The organism is Pseudomonas sp. ICMP 561 (genome assembly GCF_002699985.1).
Lineage (GTDB): Bacteria > Pseudomonadota > Gammaproteobacteria > Pseudomonadales > Pseudomonadaceae > Aquipseudomonas > Aquipseudomonas quasicaspiana.
Genome location: NZ_LKBT01000005.1, coordinates 28,052 through 45,999, shown reverse-complemented (window position 1 = coordinate 45,999; position 17,948 = coordinate 28,052). Strand labels below are relative to the sequence as shown.

Genomic DNA, 17,948 nt, shown 5'->3' with positions numbered 1-17,948 from the left:
TCAAGGAGAGATCGTTATGCGCATGAAAACCTGGATCGCTGCAGCCGCCGTCGCGTTGTCCGTTCTGCCCGCTGTCAGCCAGGCCCGCGACACGGCGCTGTTTCTGCCGTTTCAGAAGGTCATCAATGACATGACCGCCGCCGGTAAAATCGACGGCAGCGTAAAGTTCTACCTGGCGGGTGTGCAGCCCAAAGGTAAAGTCACCGTGATCAGCCCGGGCGCCGTGACCAACAAGAAAACCAACGCCTTCAACAAGACCGATACCGAAGCCTGCGAATGGGTTCTGCAATCGGCCATCCTGCAGATGTACAGCGCAGCCAAAAACGCTAACGCCAACGCAGTGACCAACATCGCCAGCTACTACAAAAGCATCGAACGCAAAGACCCGGTGAACTATGAGTGCCACGCCGGTGCAATCATTGCTGGCGTTGCGTTGAAGGGTGATTTGAGCAAGGTGGACTGATCCCACGTTGCTGATATTGGTAGGAGCGAATTCATTCGCGAAGGGGGCCGGTACATTCGCAGCCAATGTATCGTCTGAAATACCGCCTTCCCGAATGAATTCGGTCCCACAGGATGGTGAAAGCCCTGTGGGAGCGAGGCTTGCCCGCGAAGAACGATGACTCGGACTACCTGTCACTACGCGGTGACTGATTCGCGAACAAGTTCGCTCCTACCGGGGATATGTACCCGACCAGATTACAACTGAAAACGCCCGACCATGGTTTTCAGATCGTGGGACAGTCCCGACAGGGACTGGCTGGCCGAGTCTATCTGCCCGGCGCCCTCCGAGGTCTGAATCGACAGGTCGCGGATGTTGACCAGATTGCGGTCGATTTCCCGCGCCACCTGAGCCTGCTCCTCTGAAGCACTGGCGATCACCAGATTCCTTTCGTGGATCAGCGAGATAGCCTGAGCAATTTCATCCAGCGCACCACCGGCGTTTTTCGCCATGTCCAGGGTCGTGAGCGCCTGCTCATTGGTCGCCTGCATGGTATCAACGACCTTCGCTGTACCGGCCCGAATCGCCGCGACCATTTGCTCGATTTCCTGAGTCGAGGTCTGAGTACGCCCCGCCAATGCGCGCACTTCATCGGCAACGACAGCGAAACCTCGTCCGGCTTCTCCCGCACGCGCAGCCTCGATTGCGGCGTTAAGCGCCAGCAGATTGGTCTGCTCGGCCACACCCCGAATCACATCCAGAATTTTGCCGATGTCTTGGGAATGCTCGGCCAGCTCACGGACCTGCGAGGAAGCATCCTCGACACGCTGCCCCATACGTTCGATGGCCTGAATAGTCCCGTCGACGCGCTGGCGACCCATTTGCGCGGTCGTCGTCGAAGCACTGGAAGCATCCGCCGTGGAGACAGCGTTGCGGGCCACTTCCTCAACAGCCACGGTCATTTCGTTAACCGCTGTGGCAGCCTGCTGAATTTCGTCGTTCTGGTTATGCAGATCACCGGAAGTCTGAGTGGTGATCGCGGTCATTTCTTCGGCAGCAGTAGCAAGTTGGTCGGAAGAGTTACCGATAAGACGCAGGGTATCCATCAAGGCTTGCTGCATGTCACCCAGAGACTTCTGCAGATCGGCGGCCTCGTCCTTGCCATCGACCTCGATAGTCCCGGTCAGGTCTCCGCGGGCGATACGCCGGGCGGCCCCGATGGCCCCATTGAGTGGTTGCACAATGCTGCGCGTCAGCAACCAGGCCAGCCCGACGGTCAGCGCAAATACCAGCACCAGCACCCCCACGGTGGTCTGCATCGCGGTGTCATAGCGTTGCTCGGCCTGCTGGGTGTAGAGGCTGCCTTGTTCGAGGTTGATCTTGACCAGTTCGTTGAACAGATCACCGGTCTGGTTGGACAGATCCTGAATCGTGCCGTTGAGCAGCGCGGTCATCCCCGGGATATCGCCCTGCTCGGAAAGCTTCTGATAGCTATCCAGCGCCTGTTGATATTGGGCCACGACGCTTTGCATCTTCGAAAAGGAAGTGCGAGCGACTTCGGGTACGATCGGGGTATATCCGTCCAGCGCCTTGCTCAATTCGCCGCGCAGAAACACCAGACGTTGGGTGGACGGTCCCAGAACGGCGGGATCACGGTTGATCATCAGCCGGAACGTGAGCACGCGAATGCCCAGCGAGTTGTCACGAATACTGCCCAGCCATCGGGTCCCGGCGTGCGACACCTGTTCGGTGTGCACAACGGCCTCGCGCATCTGCGTGATCTGGTGCATGGAGAAGATGCCGAAGCCAAGCATCAACACACTGATGACACCAAAACTCAGAAATGCACGTGTCGAAATACGTATCTGCCGGAGAGCCATAGATCACCAAAAACGGAAAGGTCTTCAATCTGTCTCGACTCCGACCAGCAGAACTTGACCCTCCAGCTCTCAATGGGTGGCTATTTGTCCTCCGTCCGGCGCGTCACCAGCTCAACAAACGCCCTGGCCATGGGTGATTGCTGATCCTTGCGCTGCACCAGCCATACCGCACTGGTGGCGTCTGGATCGAGCAGGGTTCGGTACACCACGCCGTCGATGCGCATGCGCCGATAAGAGGCAGGCAACACCGTCACACCAAGGCCGGCCGCGACCAGACCGATGATGGTCATGACTTCACCCGCTTCCTGAGTGATCAGCGGCGTGAAGCCAGCCGCTCTGGCCAGATCCATCATTTGCGCGTACAAGCCGCTGCCATAGGTGCGCGGGAAAAACACGAACGGCTCGTTTGCCAGTTCCGACAGGTGCAAACCCTGCTCGCTGCCCTGCGCCAATGGGTGACCGGCATTGATGATCGCCACCAACGGCTCACGCAACAGTTCGACCACCACCAGTGACTCCGGCAATGCCAGAGGCCGCATGATGCCGACCTGAATAGACTCATCTTCCAGTTGCGCGGCCACTTCCATGCTGTTCATTTCCTGCAGGGCCAGGTGCACAGCAGGAAAGCGTTGCCGAAACGCGAAGATCGCCTGAGGGATACTCGACGTGAATGGCGCTGAAGTGGTGAAGCCGATATTCAACTCCCCCAGCTCTCCCAATCGCACACGACGCGCGACATCCGCTGCCTTGTCGACCTGCGCCAGCACCAACCGCGCCTCGTCGAGAAACAACCGCCCCGCTTCACTCAACTCCACGCGACGATTGGTGCGATCAAACAGACGCGTGCCCAGTTCCTGCTCCAGCGCCTGGATCTGCTGACTTAGCGGAGGCTGGGAAATACCCAGAACCTGCGCCGCCCGACCAAAGTGCAGCTCTTCCGCGACCGCTATGAAGTAGCGCAGATGACGTAATTCCATGGCCTTCCCATTAAGTCGTTTTACCTATCAAACAGGTCGAACAATATATTGGAAAGAATGATTAGCGAGCTATATTCTTTTTTCTCATCGCCCGCCAGACGTCTTTGAGGTCCACCGTGAACACTGTCGTCAGCCCTTCTGCTCCGCAAAACCAGTCGACAACGATTGAAGCGGCCATCCCCTTGGGCGACGTTTATATCGAGAAAGACACGCCGTTGTTCATGCGCACGGTGCTGGCGCTGTTCGCGGGCGGTTTCGCGACGTTTGCGCTGCTGTACTGCGTGCAGCCGATGATGCCGGCGCTCTCCAGAGAATTCTCGATCAATGCGGCGCAGAGCAGCCTGATTCTTTCTGTGTCGACCGGCATGCTGGCAATCGGCTTACTGATCACCGGCCCCATTTCCGACCGCCTCGGGCGCAAGCCGGTGATGGTGCTGGCGCTGTTTTGCGCGGCGATCTTCACCCTCGCCAGTGCATTCATGCCGAGCTGGGAAGGCGTGCTGATTACCCGAGCGCTCGTGGGCCTTTCCCTCAGTGGGCTGGCGGCAGTGGCGATGACTTACCTCAGCGAAGAAATCCACCCAAACCACATTGGTCTGGCCATGGGGTTGTACATCGGCGGCAACGCAATTGGCGGCATGAGCGGTCGAGTGATCACCGGCGTATTGATCGACTACGTCAGCTGGCACATAGCATTGATGGTGGTGGGCGTTCTGGCGCTGATAGCAGCGGCAGTGTTCTGGAAAATCCTCCCGGAGTCGCGCAACTTCCGCGCACGCTCGCTACAACCACGCAGCCTGATTGATGGCTTCGTCATGCAGTTTCGCGATGCGGGCCTGCCGCTGCTGTTTCTGGAAGCGTTCCTGTTGATGGGCAGCTTTGTGACGCTTTTCAACTACATCGGTTATCGCTTGCTGGCAGAGCCCTATCACCTGAGTCAGGCAGTGGTCGGACTGTTTTCGGTGGTTTACCTGTCAGGCATCTACAGCTCGGCAAAGATCGGCTCGCTGGCTGACAAACTCGGCCGCCGCCAGGTTCTATGGGCGGTGATCGTGTTGATGCTGGCGGGCATGGGCCTGACGATGTTCGAACCGCTGGCGCTGGTGGTGATCGGCGTTCTGATGTTTACCTTCGGCTTCTTCGGTGCGCATTCAGTAGCCAGCAGCTGGATCGGCCGACGGGCACTCAAAGCCAAAGGTCAGGCGTCGTCGCTTTATCTGTTCAGTTACTACGCGGGCTCAAGTGTGGCCGGGACGGCAGGCGGGGTGTGCTGGCATTACGGCGGGTGGCATGGCATCGGGCTGTTTATTGGTGTGCTGCTGTTGATTGCACTGGGGGTTGCGTTGAAGCTGGCGAAGTTGCCGCCGTTGGTGGTGACAGCGCAGGTTTAGTCACAACGTCGTTCTGGCGGGAATCACGGACCAAGGTACACTGCTGCACATCAGCCAGACTTGGTAAAGGAAACCGGCATGCGCCTGGACCGCCTCCACATTCAAAATTTTCGTTGCTACGAAGATGCCACTTTTGACTTTCAGCCGGGCTTCAATCTGGTGGTGGGGGTGAATGGAAGTGGGAAGACGTCATTGTTGCAGGCGGTTGCGGCGAGCTTTGAAGACTTTTCTGCCTGTATGGGCGTTTTCAGCAGCTCAATGATCGAAAAGGATGCTCGATTCGTCATAGATAACTACGGCGGCCGAGTTCGATTTGAACGCAAATACCCAATCGTGTTTAAGGCAACAGGTGACGTTTTCGGGCATAGCAAGTGGTCAAGAACCAAATTACGCTCGGAGGAAATGACTCCTCCTGACTCTGTCCTCGTAGATGCGATCAGTAAACATCTAGAAGGGTTAGGCGAAGCTAACACTACCAATTTGCCCTTGCTCGCGTTTTATCGGAGTAACCGCAGATGGTCGTCAACAAACGTATCTGCCGAGTTTTCAGCCACCCAGAAAATATCAAGGGTCGACGGGTATAGGAACTGGCATGACTGTGCTGCCAATGCTGCAGACCTTGAGAGCTGGATCATCGGTAAAACCCTTGAGCAATTACAATCCGTCCATAATTCGTCGAATGTAATGTCGATCTTTGACGACGAGTTAGCCTGGGTAAACTCGGCAATAAAATGCGCGTTACCCGAGTCGATCGGAATTCACTACAACCTTCCATTGCGCAGTCTCCTGGTGAATTTCGGACTCAACAACGTCATCCCGTTCAATGAGCTAAGTGACGGACAACGCGGCTTGATCGCACTGATCGCCGACATTGCCCGCCGCATGTGCATCCTCAACCCCCATATGGGTAAGGATGTCCTGCAAAACACCTCAGGCGTAGTCATCATCGATGAGTTGGATATCCACCTTCATCCGGCTTGGCAGCGAAACATTGTCCCCGCGCTAAAGCAGGCTTTTCCGAAAGTCCAGTTCATCGCAGCCAGCCATTCCCCGCAGATCATCGGCAGCCTGAAGCCCGAAGAAGTGATAGTCCTTAACAATGGTCAAAGCTCACATCCTCGCGTTACCTACGGCCTGGACTCCAGTAGCGTGCTTGAAGAAGTCATGGGCGTAGCGCAGCGCGAGCCAGAGATCGAGCAACGCCTCTCTGAACTATTTTCTGCCTTGGAAGATAACGACCTCGGCAAAGCAAAAGAGCTACTCGCCGCGCTCAAACATGATGCTCCGGACCTTCCAGAGTTTGCAGGCGCGGAAGCGTTGATCAGGCGCAAGGAGATCCTCGGCAAATGAAGCGAGTGCTCAAAGGAACTGAACCCGCATCATTTATAGATTGGAAAGCGACGGCGAATGACGACTGGAGCCCAACTTATCCAACCCTGCAGAATCCGCAAAAACGCGAGTTACATGAAGCGTTGCTGCTCGAACAAGGCTTCTTCTGCTGTTACTGCGGCAGAGAAATAGAGGCGTCCACCAGTCATATCGAGCACTTCAGGCCTCAGGAAGCATTTGAGGACCTGGCGTTGGACTATCAAAATCTCCACGCCTCCTGTCTGCGCGAGACCCTGCCCGGCAACCCGCTGCACTGCGGGCACCGCAAGGGCAACTGGTTTGATGAAGTGCAGCACATCTCCCCTATGGATGAAGATTGTGAGCTGCGGTTTCGATATCTCCTGACAGGTGAGATACAGCCAACAAACGCCGAAGACTTACCTGCCGCAAAGATGATTGAGATGCTGGCGTTAGATATTGCCTATCTCAACAATCGACGCCAGAACGCAATCGGCGGAGTGTTCGATGATGAGTTCCTTTTGAGCGTCAGTGACGACGACCTAAACCGTCTGATTGCCGTAATCAGATCAACCGGCATTGCAGATCAACACGCTTTCGACCACATCATTGCCCGTTACGCCGAACAACGCCTCAGTCGTTGAAAACAATCGCAAACAAAAACGCCCGGGATTAACCGGGCGTTTTTTATGAAGCCTGCATCAACCGTGATACTGCGCCGACAACTCATGCACCGCTTCAATGAAAGCACCAGCATGTGCAGGGTCAACTTCAGGCGTGATGCCGTGGCCCAGGTTGAAGACGTGGCCGTTGCCGCTGCCGTAGCTGGCGAGGATGCGTGCCACTTCGGCGCGAATGGCTTGTGGGCTGGCGTATAGGACCGATGGGTCCATGTTGCCTTGCAGCGCGACTTTGTCACCCACGCGACGACGGGCATCGCCGATGTTGGTGGTCCAGTCCAGACCCAGTGCGTCAGCGCCGGTTTCAGCCATGCTTTCCAGCCACAGACCGCCGCCTTTGGTGAACAGGATCACCGGAACCTTGCGACCGTCATTCTCGCGAATCAGGCCGTTGACGATCTTGCGCATGTAAGCCAGCGAGAACTCCTGATACGCCGCATCGGAAAGACTGCCGCCCCAACTGTCGAAAATCTGCACCGCTTGTGCGCCAGCCAGAATCTGGCCGTTGAGGTAAGCGATAACCGAGTCAGCCAGCTTGTCCAGCAGCAGGTGCATGGCTTGCGGGTTTTCGTAAAGCATGGCTTTGGACTTGCGGTGATCCTTCGAAGAGCCGCCTTCGACCATGTAGGTCGCGAGGGTCCAGGGGCTGCCGGAGAAACCGATCAGCGGCACACGGCCGTTCAGTTCGCGGCGGATGGTGCTGACAGCGTCCATGACGTAACCGAGATCTTTCTGTGGATCAGGGATCGGCAAGGCTTCGATATCGGCCATCGTGTTAACGGTTTTCTTGAAGCGCGGACCTTCGCCCGTCTCAAAGTACAAGCCCAGCCCCATAGCATCGGGAATGGTCAGAATATCGGAGAACAGAATTGCAGCGTCCAGCGGATAACGTTCAAGCGGCTGCAGCGTAACTTCACAGGCGAACTCCGGGTTCATGCACAGGCTCATGAAGTCCCCGGCTTTGGCGCGGCTGGCTCGGTATTCCGGCAGGTAGCGGCCGGCCTGACGCATCATCCAGACGGGGGTGACGTCCACGGGTTGCTTGAGTAGGGCGCGAAGGAAACGGTCGTTCTTCAAGGCAGTCATGTCGGCATCCGCAAAAAAAGTGCGGGCATTTTCTCAGACGTGGACGTAAAAGGCACGGCCAGAGCCGTGCCTTTTATCTATCGGGTCGATTTGTCGCGACAGTAACGCATATCAGACATGCGTAACGGTCTGCGCTCAAGCGCGCGAAGGTTGCGGCGTCCGCCCGCCAAACCAATGTCGCTGCGTCGCATCGCTGGAGAGCTATCTAAAGGCTGCCGTCCTGCCGCGGGCCACTCCTATGTCGCCTAACCAAATTTGAATTTATGCGTTTCCATGATTTCTTCAAGCACCAGTACCCCCCTGTTATCGGCAGGATGCCTGACTTTCAAACGCCATGCCCCAGCCCCTTTACTACCAGGTATTCCGGTCAGTCTGAACGTGAATAGCAGTTCCTTTGCGGCGTTTTTTCCTACCGTTTCAAATCCGTGACACTGATTGTTCGTCGCGAAATCTGCCTTGATCTTTTCGATGCATGCCAAAACCGCTTCCCGAATGTGCGCGTCCTTTTTTTTGAGAACCTTCATTGTTGCAAGGACCTCATTAGTGGGTAAATCCAGCCGGAAGGTAACCTCACCGCCCGCTCCGCCTGGTGGATGGTAGCGCCACACATTTTGCTCATCAGGGAACATCGGCGTTTTGCCGGGAGCATCCGGATTACGAAGATCGACCATCCTCCACACCTTGTTTTTATGATCAGCTACGACGGGATATGCTTTCCCGCTGCGCACCAGATAAAAACTGCTTACGCCACCACTGACTTGTTCATGGATGCCGTTGAAAAAACCATCGGTGCGCAACGTCAACCTTTCCGGCATCTGCGGCAGAGCGGGCCTGGCATCGAAGTTGAGGACACCCGTTTGCCTATCTATAAAAGGTTTGATCTTCCCGGGTTTTACCTTTGACGCTGCCGAAAGCAAAAGCATATCAATGAGTAAAACTGCAGCTTCGATAAAATAGCCTGCTGCATCCCCGCTCTTTCCGGTGACGGCCTTATGTATGCCTTGAGATATAACATACAGACTGCGCAGTGCAGCAATAGGCAGTACAATTTTAACGGGTAGAAAATTCAGTGCTACTTCAGCAGCAATGCTGATGACATCCCAGGCGCTCTGCCAGTTCTTTTCCGTGGTAGTCGTGGTTTGTACATCGACGCTCTCAAGAACCCTCGCAACTTTCTCTTCATACGCTCCTTCAAAGAAATTACGGCTGTAGACCTCAGTCTCAATGTCGATGAAGCGCCAGCCACTGCCAAGCAAACTTTCGATCTGGGCGCGAGACTGGAGCGCAATCAGACTCATCAGATAATCCCGGTAATCAGGACGATGCAGCAGTGCGCGCAACTCTGCGAAGTTGTTGAGTTTACGAAAGCACATACCATCTGGTGCCCAAGGCGTGTAGACCACCAGCGGCGAGCTATCGAAGGTAAATGAAGGCCTGATAATCAACAGCCCGTCCAGTGGCACGCCGCTGAGCGTAATTTTTTCAACCTGAATCTGATGGCCTTCCACCCGCGCGCGCTTTTCACCATCAACCGGATTATCCAGAATTGCCTTTACCCACTGGTAACCCAGGTCCGCCTGATCTACCGATGACTGACCGGCAGTGAGAAAATCCCCCGCGATCTTCGCTTCAAAGGCGTCCACGCGCATCTGCGCCTGCATCACATGCGCGAAGCGCTCTTTACGCCATATCCCTTCGGCAGAGGTCAGCAAACGCACTTTCAATAAGGCTGTATAAGCTGCGCCCACATCGAGATCACGAATCAGGTCATAAATGTATGAAGCTGTCAGGACACCGATGGGCTCCCCTTCGGCATTCTGAACAGTGGCTGTCGTCTGAAAGTTAACATTCGTGAACGCGATATTACTCAGGCTCAAATCCGTCAGGCTATGCTCTTGAGTCGTATGCACAGCCTCACCGCCCCCAATATTCAACCCGGGCGTTACAACGATTCCAACTATCTGGGTGTGTCGTGTCACCACGATCACCTCATCGGGCTCAAGCATCAGCCCATGATCGATGCGTAGCCGCTCACTCAGCTTCTCACGGGCATAATCACGTATCTGCCTGGGTTCGCCATACCCCTTGACCTCTGATGAGCCGGACGCCCGGGCTTCGAGTAGCGCCAGCATGGCATCCCTCCAGGCGAGCTTGTCAGCGGGTGAAGCGCGCTTAAGCCAGTCAGGCAGAAAATCCCCTTTCACACCAACGGCAAACCAGCCGCCATTGTCATCAATGGCTAGCCTGGCTACGGCACTGCGCAAACCGCTGACGTCGACATCAGACGCCAGTCCCAGAGAGGTGCGCTCGTGAGCCTGTAACTGAGAAATGATTGCCAGATAAAAACTATCGGTGTCTGTCCCGGCGGGTCTGACCCTTACAACATCCTCGTCGCCCCTCCCATAAAGACCTTTTTCGCCGTACACCAAGACCACCGGGTCGCCTTGGCCTGGAGGTCGATATTTGTGTTCCGAGTAGTGAGTCACCAACAGGCCCCGCCCCAGACGGGCGGTCAACAAGCGCCCTGCGTAGAAACGGGCCATCGTATCGCTCTTCTCGCCGTAGACCCGTGTATGCAGCAGCCCATCAATTGCGCGGTAGTTGCTCCATTCCAAACGTGACCTTTCCAGCGCCTCGTCAAAGGCATCAGGCATTATCTGGTCGCGCACCAGTGCTTTTTCCTCGGTCTGAGTCAGCGGCACCGCATCCAGCAGAGCCATCAGGCGTTCGACCGGCAAGTGAGGATTGAGCACGTGCAGGGTCGATAAGGATAGCGGCCATTCTTCTGGCGATGGCGCCCAAAAAGGCAAGTAGGGATTCAACTCAGCGTCTGGTGATTCAGACTTCGAGATATGGGAATCCGCCATCAATGCCTCAAATAGAAGTGCACGCTCTGATCGTGCAGACCTTGAGATTTGCTCACGTAACATCGCGATCCGGCTCTCGACACTAAGATCACCCGCGTAACGACCAATCTGAGACTTTGAAAGCTGGCTGAACAAAACCTGGAACAGCGACTCGGTGGAATAGGTCTGGGTGGCGCCCGGCGTGGACCAGGTACCGTCATGACGTTGAACAAAGGTAATCGTGTGCTCCACTGCTTCCCAATTGTTGCCCTGGAGATAACTGGCGACCAAGTCACCCTCGTCATCCTGAATCACAATGCCCGTGTCCGCAGGCCACTGAGGCAGCCAGGTCAGCATGGCGAACAGCAAACCGTCGCCGCCTTCGGGGAAATAGTTATCTTCCGTAAATCGCTCGGCGAACTGATCAAGAATCCGATCAGCACGCTGGCGTGCAATGTGTTCACGAATTGAGCTGATGCTCGGCTTGAATGTCCTCGCGCCGTCGGTATCTGTAGACCTGGCAGAGTTGGGTAGGGATGTATCTTGAGACATGGCTATTTCCTTATAGCGACATGTATTAAAAGGGAATCTGTACGAAAGCGTTCCCGTTAAGTCAGGCACAGATCCTAGCCCGCTCTTCGAGCAGAAATACCTCGAGGAAATAAACAGCAAAGCAGTCGGCGAGCCAGCATCTGATGGCGCGGATTGGATAAAGGAGGAGGATGAAGCTGGAGGGGTTGTTAGCGCAGGGGCTTGGTTGGCAGTTACTTCTGCCCGGGGCACGGTGCCGATTTGTTGCAGGGTTTGAAGCGGAGGCGAGGATTATGTGGAATAAGGCTTGCCCGCGATCTGTACGCGGCAGCCCTTCAGACACACTGTTTTATCGTTCATCGCGAGCAAGCTCACTCTCATCAAACAACGCAAAAGCCACTGAAATATCGGGATCTCGTAGGACCGGCCGGGCGGCGTTCCGCTTTAGCCGGGAGGACGTCGGTCCATTCGCACTACTTCTGTCGCCAGGGACATTGCCCTCCCGGCTAAAGCCGGTCCTACGACCCAGCGGCGTCTGGACGACGGGAGCGCTCCTACAGACGATCACCAAGCCTGTGGGAGTAGAGCTTGCTCGCGATGAAAGCACCGCAGGTATCAAGTAGATGGCGTCCAGCCTTATCGCAAGCAAGCTCGGCTCCCACAGGTTCCGTGGGAGCCGCGCTGCTACATCAAACGCCCAGGTAGTCCAGAATCCCCTCAGCCGCGTTACGGCCTTCGAAGATTGCAGTCACCACCAGATCAGAACCGCGCACCATGTCGCCACCGGCGAAGATTTTCGGGTTGCTGGTCTGGTGCTTGTATTGCGCCTGTTCCGGGGCGATAACACGGCCCTGGCTGTCGGTCTGAATAGTGAACTGCTCAAACCACGGTGCCGGGCTTGGGCGGAAGCCGAACGCGATGACCACGGCATCAGCCGGGATGATCTCTTCCGAGCCAGGAATCGGCTCAGGGCTGCGACGGCCACGGGCATCAGGCTCGCCAAGACGGGTCTCGACCACCTTCACACCTTCAACCTTGTCTTCGCCAACAATGGCGATCGGCTGACGGTTGTAGAGGAACTTCACGCCTTCTTCCTTGGCGTTCTTCACTTCCTTGCGCGAACCCGGCATGTTTTCTTCGTCGCGACGATAAGCGCAGGTCACCGACTTGGCGCCCTGACGGATCGACGTACGGTTGCAGTCCATAGCCGTGTCACCACCGCCGAGGACGACAATCCTCTTGCCCTTCATGTCGACGAAATCTTCCGGCGACTTTTCAAAGCCCAGATTGCGATTGACGTTGGCGATCAGGAAATCCAGCGCATCGTGCACACCCGGCAAGTCCTCACCGGCGAAGCCACCTTTCATATAGGTGTAGGTGCCCATGCCCATGAACACGGCATCGTATTCTTCGAGCAACTGCTCCATGGTCACGTCCTTGCCGACTTCGGTATTGAGACGGAACTCGATACCCATGCCGGTGAAGACTTCACGACGATGGCTCAGTACGGTTTTTTCCAGTTTGAACTCGGGGATGCCAAAGGTCAGCAGGCCGCCGATTTCCGGGTTCTTGTCGAACACCACCGGGGTCACGCCGCCGCGTACCAATACGTCGGCACAGCCAAGGCCGGCAGGGCCTGCACCAACAATCGCTACGCGCTTGCCTGTCGGCACAACCTTGGACATGTCCGGACGCCAGCCCATGGCGAACGCGGTATCAGTGATGTACTTCTCGACCGAACCGATGGTCACAGCGCCAAAACCGTCGTTCAGGGTGCAGGCACCTTCGCACAGACGATCCTGCGGGCACACGCGACCGCAGACTTCCGGCAGGGTGTTGGTCTGGTGCGACAGTTCGGCGGCGGCCAGGATGTTGCCTTCCGCAACCAGCTTGAGCCAGTTGGGGATGAAGTTGTGTACCGGGCATTTCCATTCGCAGTACGGGTTACCGCAACCCAGGCAACGGTGAGCCTGATCGGCAGACTGTTGGGGTTTGAAAGGTTCGTAGATTTCCACGAACTCTTTCTTGCGCTGACGCAGCAGCTTCTTCTTCGGATCTTTACGCCCGACATCGATGAACTGGAAGTCGTTACTTAGACGTTCGGCCATTCTCTTGAACCTCTACATGGCAGCTTCAGGCGACAAACCTGAAGCTGCCAGAATCATATTCGCAGGCAACTCGCGCACTGCTGTTAACTTGCGGCTTGAAGCTCGCCGCTTGTGGCTGCAGTTATTGCGGATTCGCGCGGGTGCTGGAGAGCAACGACTTCAACGAAGCAGCCTTCGGCTTGACCATCCAGAAGCGGCGCAGGTAATCGTCCAGGTTTTCCCAGACGTTACGGCCCCACTCGCTGTCGGTTTCCTCGACATACTCGGCCAGTACACGCTCCAGATGGCTACGATAAGCTTCCATCGACTCGCCGCTGATGCGTTGAATCTCAACCAGCTCGTGGTTAACCCGGTCAACGAAGCTGTTGTCCAGGTCGAGCACGTAGGCGAAACCACCGGTCATACCTGAACCGAAGTTGTAGCCGGTCTTGCCCAGTACGCAGACAAAACCGCCAGTCATGTATTCGCAGCAGTGATCGCCCGTACCTTCCACGATAGTGTGAGCACCGGAGTTACGCACCGCGAAACGCTCACCTGCAGTACCCGCTGCAAACAGCTTGCCGCCGGTTGCGCCGTACAGACAGGTGTTGCCGATAATGGCGCTTTCCTGGGTTTTGAACGGGCTGCCTTTTGGCGGAACGATGACCAGCTTGCCAGCGGTCATGCCTTTACCGACGTAGTCGTTGGCGTCGCCTTCCAGATACATGTTCAAACCACCGGCGTTCCACACGCCGAAGCTTTGACCAGCCGTCCCTTTGAAGCGGAAGGTAATCGGCGCCTTGTTCATGCCCTGGTTGCCGTGCAGCTTGGCGATTTCGCCGGAAATCCGCGCGCCGATGGAGCGGTCGCAGTTGCAGATGTCCAGTTCATATTCACCACCGCTCAGGCTTTCGATGGCCGGCTTGGCCATTTCAACCATGCGCTCGGCCAGCAGGCCTTTGTCGAACGGCGGGTTACGATCTACCAGGCTGAACTGAGGCTTGTCAGCCGGGATGTGGTCGCTACCCAGCAGCGGCGTCAGGTCCAGGTGCTGTTGCTTGGCGGTTTCGCCCGGCAGGATGTCGAGTAAATCGGTACGGCCGATCAGCTCTTCCAGCGAGCGGACGCCCAGCTTGGCCAGCCACTCACGGGTCTCTTCAGCCACGTAGGTGAAGAAGTTGATCACCATGTCGACGGTGCCGATGTAGTGGTCTTTGCGCAGCTTCTCGTTCTGAGTGGCAACGCCGGTGGCGCAGTTGTTCAGGTGGCAGATACGCAGGTATTTGCAGCCCAGCGCGATCATTGGCGCCGTACCGAAACCGAAGCTTTCGGCACCGAGAATTGCAGCCTTGATGACGTCCAGACCGGTTTTCAGACCACCGTCGGTCTGTACCCGAACCTTGCCGCGCAAATCGTTGCCGCGCAGGGTCTGGTGAGTTTCGGCCAGGCCGAGTTCCCACGGAGCGCCTGCGTATTTGATCGACGACAGCGGCGATGCACCGGTGCCGCCGTCATAGCCGGAAATAGTGATCAGGTCGGCGTAAGCCTTGGCCACACCGGCAGCAATCGTACCGACGCCCGCCTCGGCAACCAGTTTCACCGAAACCAGCGCCGCCGGATTGACCTGCTTGAGGTCGAAAATCAGCTGCGACAAGTCTTCGATGGAATAGATGTCGTGGTGCGGCGGCGGCGAAATAAGGGTCACGCCCGGCACTGCATAGCGCAGTTTGGCGATCAGACCGTTCACTTTACCGCCCGGCAGTTGCCCGCCCTCGCCCGGCTTGGCGCCTTGGGCAACCTTGATCTGCAACACGTCGGCGTTGACCAGATACTCAGGGGTTACGCCGAAACGGCCAGTAGCGATCTGTTTGATTTTCGAGCTGCGGATGGTGCCGTAGCGCGCAGGATCTTCGCCGCCCTCACCGGAGTTGGAGCGTGCGCCCAGACGGTTCATGGCCTCGGCCAGCGCTTCGTGAGCTTCCGGCGACAATGCGCCCAGAGAGATCCCGGCCGAGTCAAAGCGCTTGAGGATTTCCGCCAGCGGCTCGACTTCGTCGATGGACATCGGAGTGTCGAGGGTCTTGACCTGGAACAGGTCGCGAATCATCGATACCGGACGCTTGTCCACCAGCGAGGTGTATTCCTTGAACTTGCTGTAGTCGCCCTGCTGTACAGCGGCTTGCAGCATGCTGACCACGTCCGGGTTGTAGGCGTGGTATTCGCCACCGAACACGAACTTGAGCAGGCCACCTTGCTGGATCGGCTTGCGTGGGCTCCAGGCTTCGTTGGAGAGCAGCTTCTGCTCGGCTTCGATATCGACGAAGCGCGCACCCTTGATGCGGCTTGGTACGCCACGGAAGCTCAGTTCGCAGACCGCTTCGGACAGGCCGATGGCTTCGAACAACTGCGCACCACGGTACGAAGCGATGGTAGAGATGCCCATCTTCGACAGGATCTTGAGCAAACCTTTAGTGATGCCTTTACGGTAGTTCTTGAACACCTCATAGAGGTCTCCCAAAACTTCACCGGTGCGGATCAGGTCGCCCAGCACTTCGTAGGCCAGGAACGGATAAACAGCCGAAGCACCAAAGCCGATCAACACCGCGAAGTGGTGCGGATCGCGAGCTGTCGCGGTTTCAACCAAAATGTTGCTGTCGCAACGCAGGCCTTTTTCGGTCAGGCGGTGGTGCACAGCGCCTACAGCCAGGGATGCGTGAGCGGGCAATTTGCCTGGGGCGATATGGCGGTCAGTCAGGACGATCTGGGTACGACCGGCACGCACGGCTTCTTCAGCCTGATCAGCGATGTTACGCACAGCCGCTTCAAGGCCGATGCTCTCGTCGTAGTTCAGGTCGATGATCTGCCGCTCAAAGCCCGGACGCTCAAGAGTCATCAGCGAGCGCCATTTGGCCGGGGAAATGACCGGCGAGCTGAGGATCACGCGGGAAGCATGCTCAGGCGACTCCTGGAAAATGTTGCGCTCGGCACCGAGGCAGATTTCCAGCGACATGACGATGGCTTCACGCAGCGGGTCGATCGGCGGGTTGGTGACCTGCGCGAACTGCTGACGGAAGTAATCGTAAGGCGAACGCACACGCTGCGACAGAATAGCCATCGGCGTGTCGTCGCCCATGGAGCCGACCGCTTCCTGGCCCTGCTCACCGAGCGGGCGCAATACCTGATCACGCTCTTCGAAGGTGACCTGATACATCTTCATGTATTGCTTGAGCTGGTCGGCATTGTAGAAAGCCGAACCATGGTCGTTGTCTTCGATGGTCGCCTGGATACGCAGGGCGTTCTTGCGCAGCCACTGCTTGTACGGATGACGCGACTTCAAGCGGTTGTCGATGGCATCGGTGTCGAGGATCTGGCCGGTTTCAGTGTCCACGGCAAAGATCTGACCCGGCCCGACACGGCCCTTGGCGATGACGTCTTCCGGCTTGTAGTCCCACACGCCGATTTCCGACGCGAGGGTGATGTAGCCATTCTTGGTGGTGACCCAGCGCGCCGGACGCAGACCGTTACGGTCAAGCAGGCAAACCGCGTGGCGACCTTCGGTCATTACCACGCCAGCAGGACCATCCCAAGGCTCCATGTGCATGGAGTTGTACTCATAGAACGCCCGCAGATCGGGGTCCATGGTTTCAACGTTCTGCCACGCAGGCGGAATGATCATGCGCACGCCACGGAACAGGTCGATGCCGCCCGTGACCATCAGCTCCAGCATGTTGTCCATGCTCGAAGAGTCGGAACCCACGCGGTTGACCAGCGGGCCCAGCTCGTCCAGGTCCGGAATCAGTTCGTTGGCGAACTTGGTGCGACGGGCCTGCGCCCAGTTGCGGTTACCGGTAATGGTGTTGATCTCGCCGTTGTGGGCGAGGAAGCGGAACGGCTGCGCCAACGGCCATTTCGGCAGGGTGTTGGTCGAGAAGCGCTGGTGGAACACGCAGATCGCGGTTTGCAGGCGCTCGTCGCTCAGGTCCGGGAAAAATGCCGTCAGATCGCGCGGCATCATCAGACCTTTATAGATGATGGTCTTGTGAGAAAAGCTGCAGATGTAGTGATCGGTGTCTTCAGCGTTGGCGACCGAAGAACGGCGGCGTGCGCTGAACAGCTTGATCGCGAATTCCTGATCGCTCAGGCCTTCACCACCGATGAACACCTGCTCGATTTTCGGCAGACGCTCCAGCGCCAGACGACCCAGCACGCTGGTGTCGATGGGTACCTGGCGCCAGCCAACAAGGGTCAGGCCAGCAGCAAGGATTTCGCGATTCATGTTCTCGCGGGCGGCGTCAGCTCTAGCGTCGTCCTGATTGAGGAACACCATGCCCACGGCATATTGACGCGGCAGCTCATTATCAAAGTGTTCTTTGGCAATGGCGCGCAGGAACGCGTCCGGTTTTTGAATCAACAGCCCGCAACCGTCACCGGTCTTGCCGTCGGCGTTGATCCCACCACGGTGGGTCATGCAGGTCAGGGCTTGGATAGCCGTCTGCAACAGGTGATGACTGGGTTCGCCCTGCATGTGGGCAATCAGGCCGAAACCACAGTTATCCTTGAATTCATCTGGATGGTACAGACCTGCTTTCATAGACACTTTCTCACCAGGCTGCCTCTAAAAGAGACAAATTTCTTTTCAATTCAACCAGTTACCTCTCGCGCTGAACGTACGCCAGCTTAG

Annotated in this window: 10 protein-coding genes and 1 pseudogene; 4 read left to right on the top strand and 7 right to left on the bottom strand. The window is 56.9% G+C overall.

Annotation, left to right across the window (positions count from 1 at the left end; genetic code table 11):
* The first annotated feature begins 16 nt into the window (after positions 1–16).
* Positions 17–463: a hypothetical protein gene (locus tag AO242_RS05790; protein WP_027901972.1), complete on the top strand. Its 447-nt coding sequence runs from the start codon at positions 17–19 to the stop codon at positions 461–463.
* 236 nt (positions 464–699) lie between these two features.
* On the opposite strand, the gene AO242_RS30055 is transcribed toward AO242_RS05790, so the two are convergent.
* The 3 genes and pseudogenes from AO242_RS30055 to AO242_RS05780 form a co-directional block, all read right to left on the bottom strand.
* Positions 700–1,488 (bottom strand): methyl-accepting chemotaxis protein, encoded by a 789-nt coding sequence (locus AO242_RS30055; RefSeq protein ID WP_373562196.1) that lies wholly within the window; start codon positions 1,486–1,488, stop codon positions 700–702.
* Between the two features lie 72 nt (positions 1,489–1,560).
* A pseudogene (locus tag AO242_RS30050) lies at positions 1,561–2,322 on the bottom strand (MCP four helix bundle domain-containing protein); the annotation flags it as partial.
* A gap of 80 nt (positions 2,323–2,402) precedes the next feature.
* The gene (locus AO242_RS05780) at positions 2,403–3,299 is read right to left on the bottom strand and encodes a LysR family transcriptional regulator (RefSeq protein WP_099268014.1); all 897 of its coding nucleotides are present in this window, start codon (positions 3,297–3,299) and stop codon (positions 2,403–2,405) included.
* A gap of 164 nt (positions 3,300–3,463) precedes the next feature.
* Between AO242_RS05780 and AO242_RS05775 the strand changes: the two genes are divergently transcribed.
* The 3 genes from AO242_RS05775 (at position 3,464) to AO242_RS05765 (ending at position 6,681) form a co-directional block, all read left to right on the top strand.
* Positions 3,464–4,690, top strand: a complete 1,227-nt coding sequence (locus tag AO242_RS05775) for an MFS transporter (protein ID WP_176560578.1) — start codon at positions 3,464–3,466, stop codon at positions 4,688–4,690.
* Positions 4,691–4,768: 78 nt separating this feature from the next.
* On the top strand, positions 4,769–6,040 hold the full coding sequence (locus AO242_RS05770; RefSeq protein ID WP_099268013.1) for an AAA family ATPase: 1,272 nt from the start codon (positions 4,769–4,771) through the stop codon (positions 6,038–6,040).
* On the top strand, positions 6,037–6,681 hold the full coding sequence (locus AO242_RS05765; protein ID WP_099268012.1) for a retron system putative HNH endonuclease: 645 nt from the start codon (positions 6,037–6,039) through the stop codon (positions 6,679–6,681). Before AO242_RS05770 ends, AO242_RS05765 begins: the two co-directional genes overlap by 4 nt.
* A gap of 57 nt (positions 6,682–6,738) precedes the next feature.
* Here the strand turns inward: AO242_RS05765 and hemE are convergent, their stop codons facing one another.
* The 4 genes from hemE to gltB form a co-directional block, all read right to left on the bottom strand.
* On the bottom strand, positions 6,739–7,803 hold the full coding sequence (gene hemE / locus AO242_RS05760; RefSeq protein ID WP_099268011.1) for a uroporphyrinogen decarboxylase: 1,065 nt from the start codon (positions 7,801–7,803) through the stop codon (positions 6,739–6,741).
* Between the two features lie 245 nt (positions 7,804–8,048).
* Positions 8,049–11,201 (bottom strand): dermonecrotic toxin domain-containing protein, encoded by a 3,153-nt coding sequence (locus AO242_RS05755; protein ID WP_099268010.1) that lies wholly within the window; start codon positions 11,199–11,201, stop codon positions 8,049–8,051.
* A gap of 668 nt (positions 11,202–11,869) precedes the next feature.
* On the bottom strand, positions 11,870–13,288 hold the full coding sequence (locus tag AO242_RS05750; RefSeq protein ID WP_027901976.1) for an FAD-dependent oxidoreductase: 1,419 nt from the start codon (positions 13,286–13,288) through the stop codon (positions 11,870–11,872).
* A 121-nt stretch (positions 13,289–13,409) separates the two neighbouring features.
* A complete protein-coding gene (gene gltB, locus AO242_RS05745; protein ID WP_099268009.1) occupies positions 13,410–17,858 on the bottom strand; it encodes a glutamate synthase large subunit in 4,449 nt (1,482 codons plus the stop codon).
* Positions 17,859–17,948: the final 90 nt, after the last annotated feature.

Bases quoted from the DNA above. Each gene is read 5' to 3' on its own strand.
- AO242_RS05790 (WP_027901972.1), top strand. From the start codon at position 17: ATGCGCATGAAAACCTGGATCGCTGCAGCCGCCGTCGCGTTGTCCGTT.
- AO242_RS30055 (WP_373562196.1), bottom strand. From the start codon at position 1,488: ATGACCGCGATCACCACTCAGACTTCCGGTGATCTGCATAACCAGAAC.
- AO242_RS05780 (WP_099268014.1), bottom strand. From the start codon at position 3,299: ATGGAATTACGTCATCTGCGCTACTTCATAGCGGTCGCGGAAGAGCTG.
- AO242_RS05770 (WP_099268013.1), top strand. From the start codon at position 4,769: ATGCGCCTGGACCGCCTCCACATTCAAAATTTTCGTTGCTACGAAGAT.
- AO242_RS05765 (WP_099268012.1), top strand. From the start codon at position 6,037: ATGAAGCGAGTGCTCAAAGGAACTGAACCCGCATCATTTATAGATTGG.
- hemE (WP_099268011.1), bottom strand. From the start codon at position 7,803: ATGACTGCCTTGAAGAACGACCGTTTCCTTCGCGCCCTACTCAAGCAA.
- AO242_RS05755 (WP_099268010.1), bottom strand. From the start codon at position 11,201: ATGTCTCAAGATACATCCCTACCCAACTCTGCCAGGTCTACAGATACC.
- AO242_RS05750 (WP_027901976.1), bottom strand. From the start codon at position 13,288: ATGGCCGAACGTCTAAGTAACGACTTCCAGTTCATCGATGTCGGGCGT.
- gltB (WP_099268009.1), bottom strand. From the start codon at position 17,858: ATGAAAGCAGGTCTGTACCATCCAGATGAATTCAAGGATAACTGTGGT.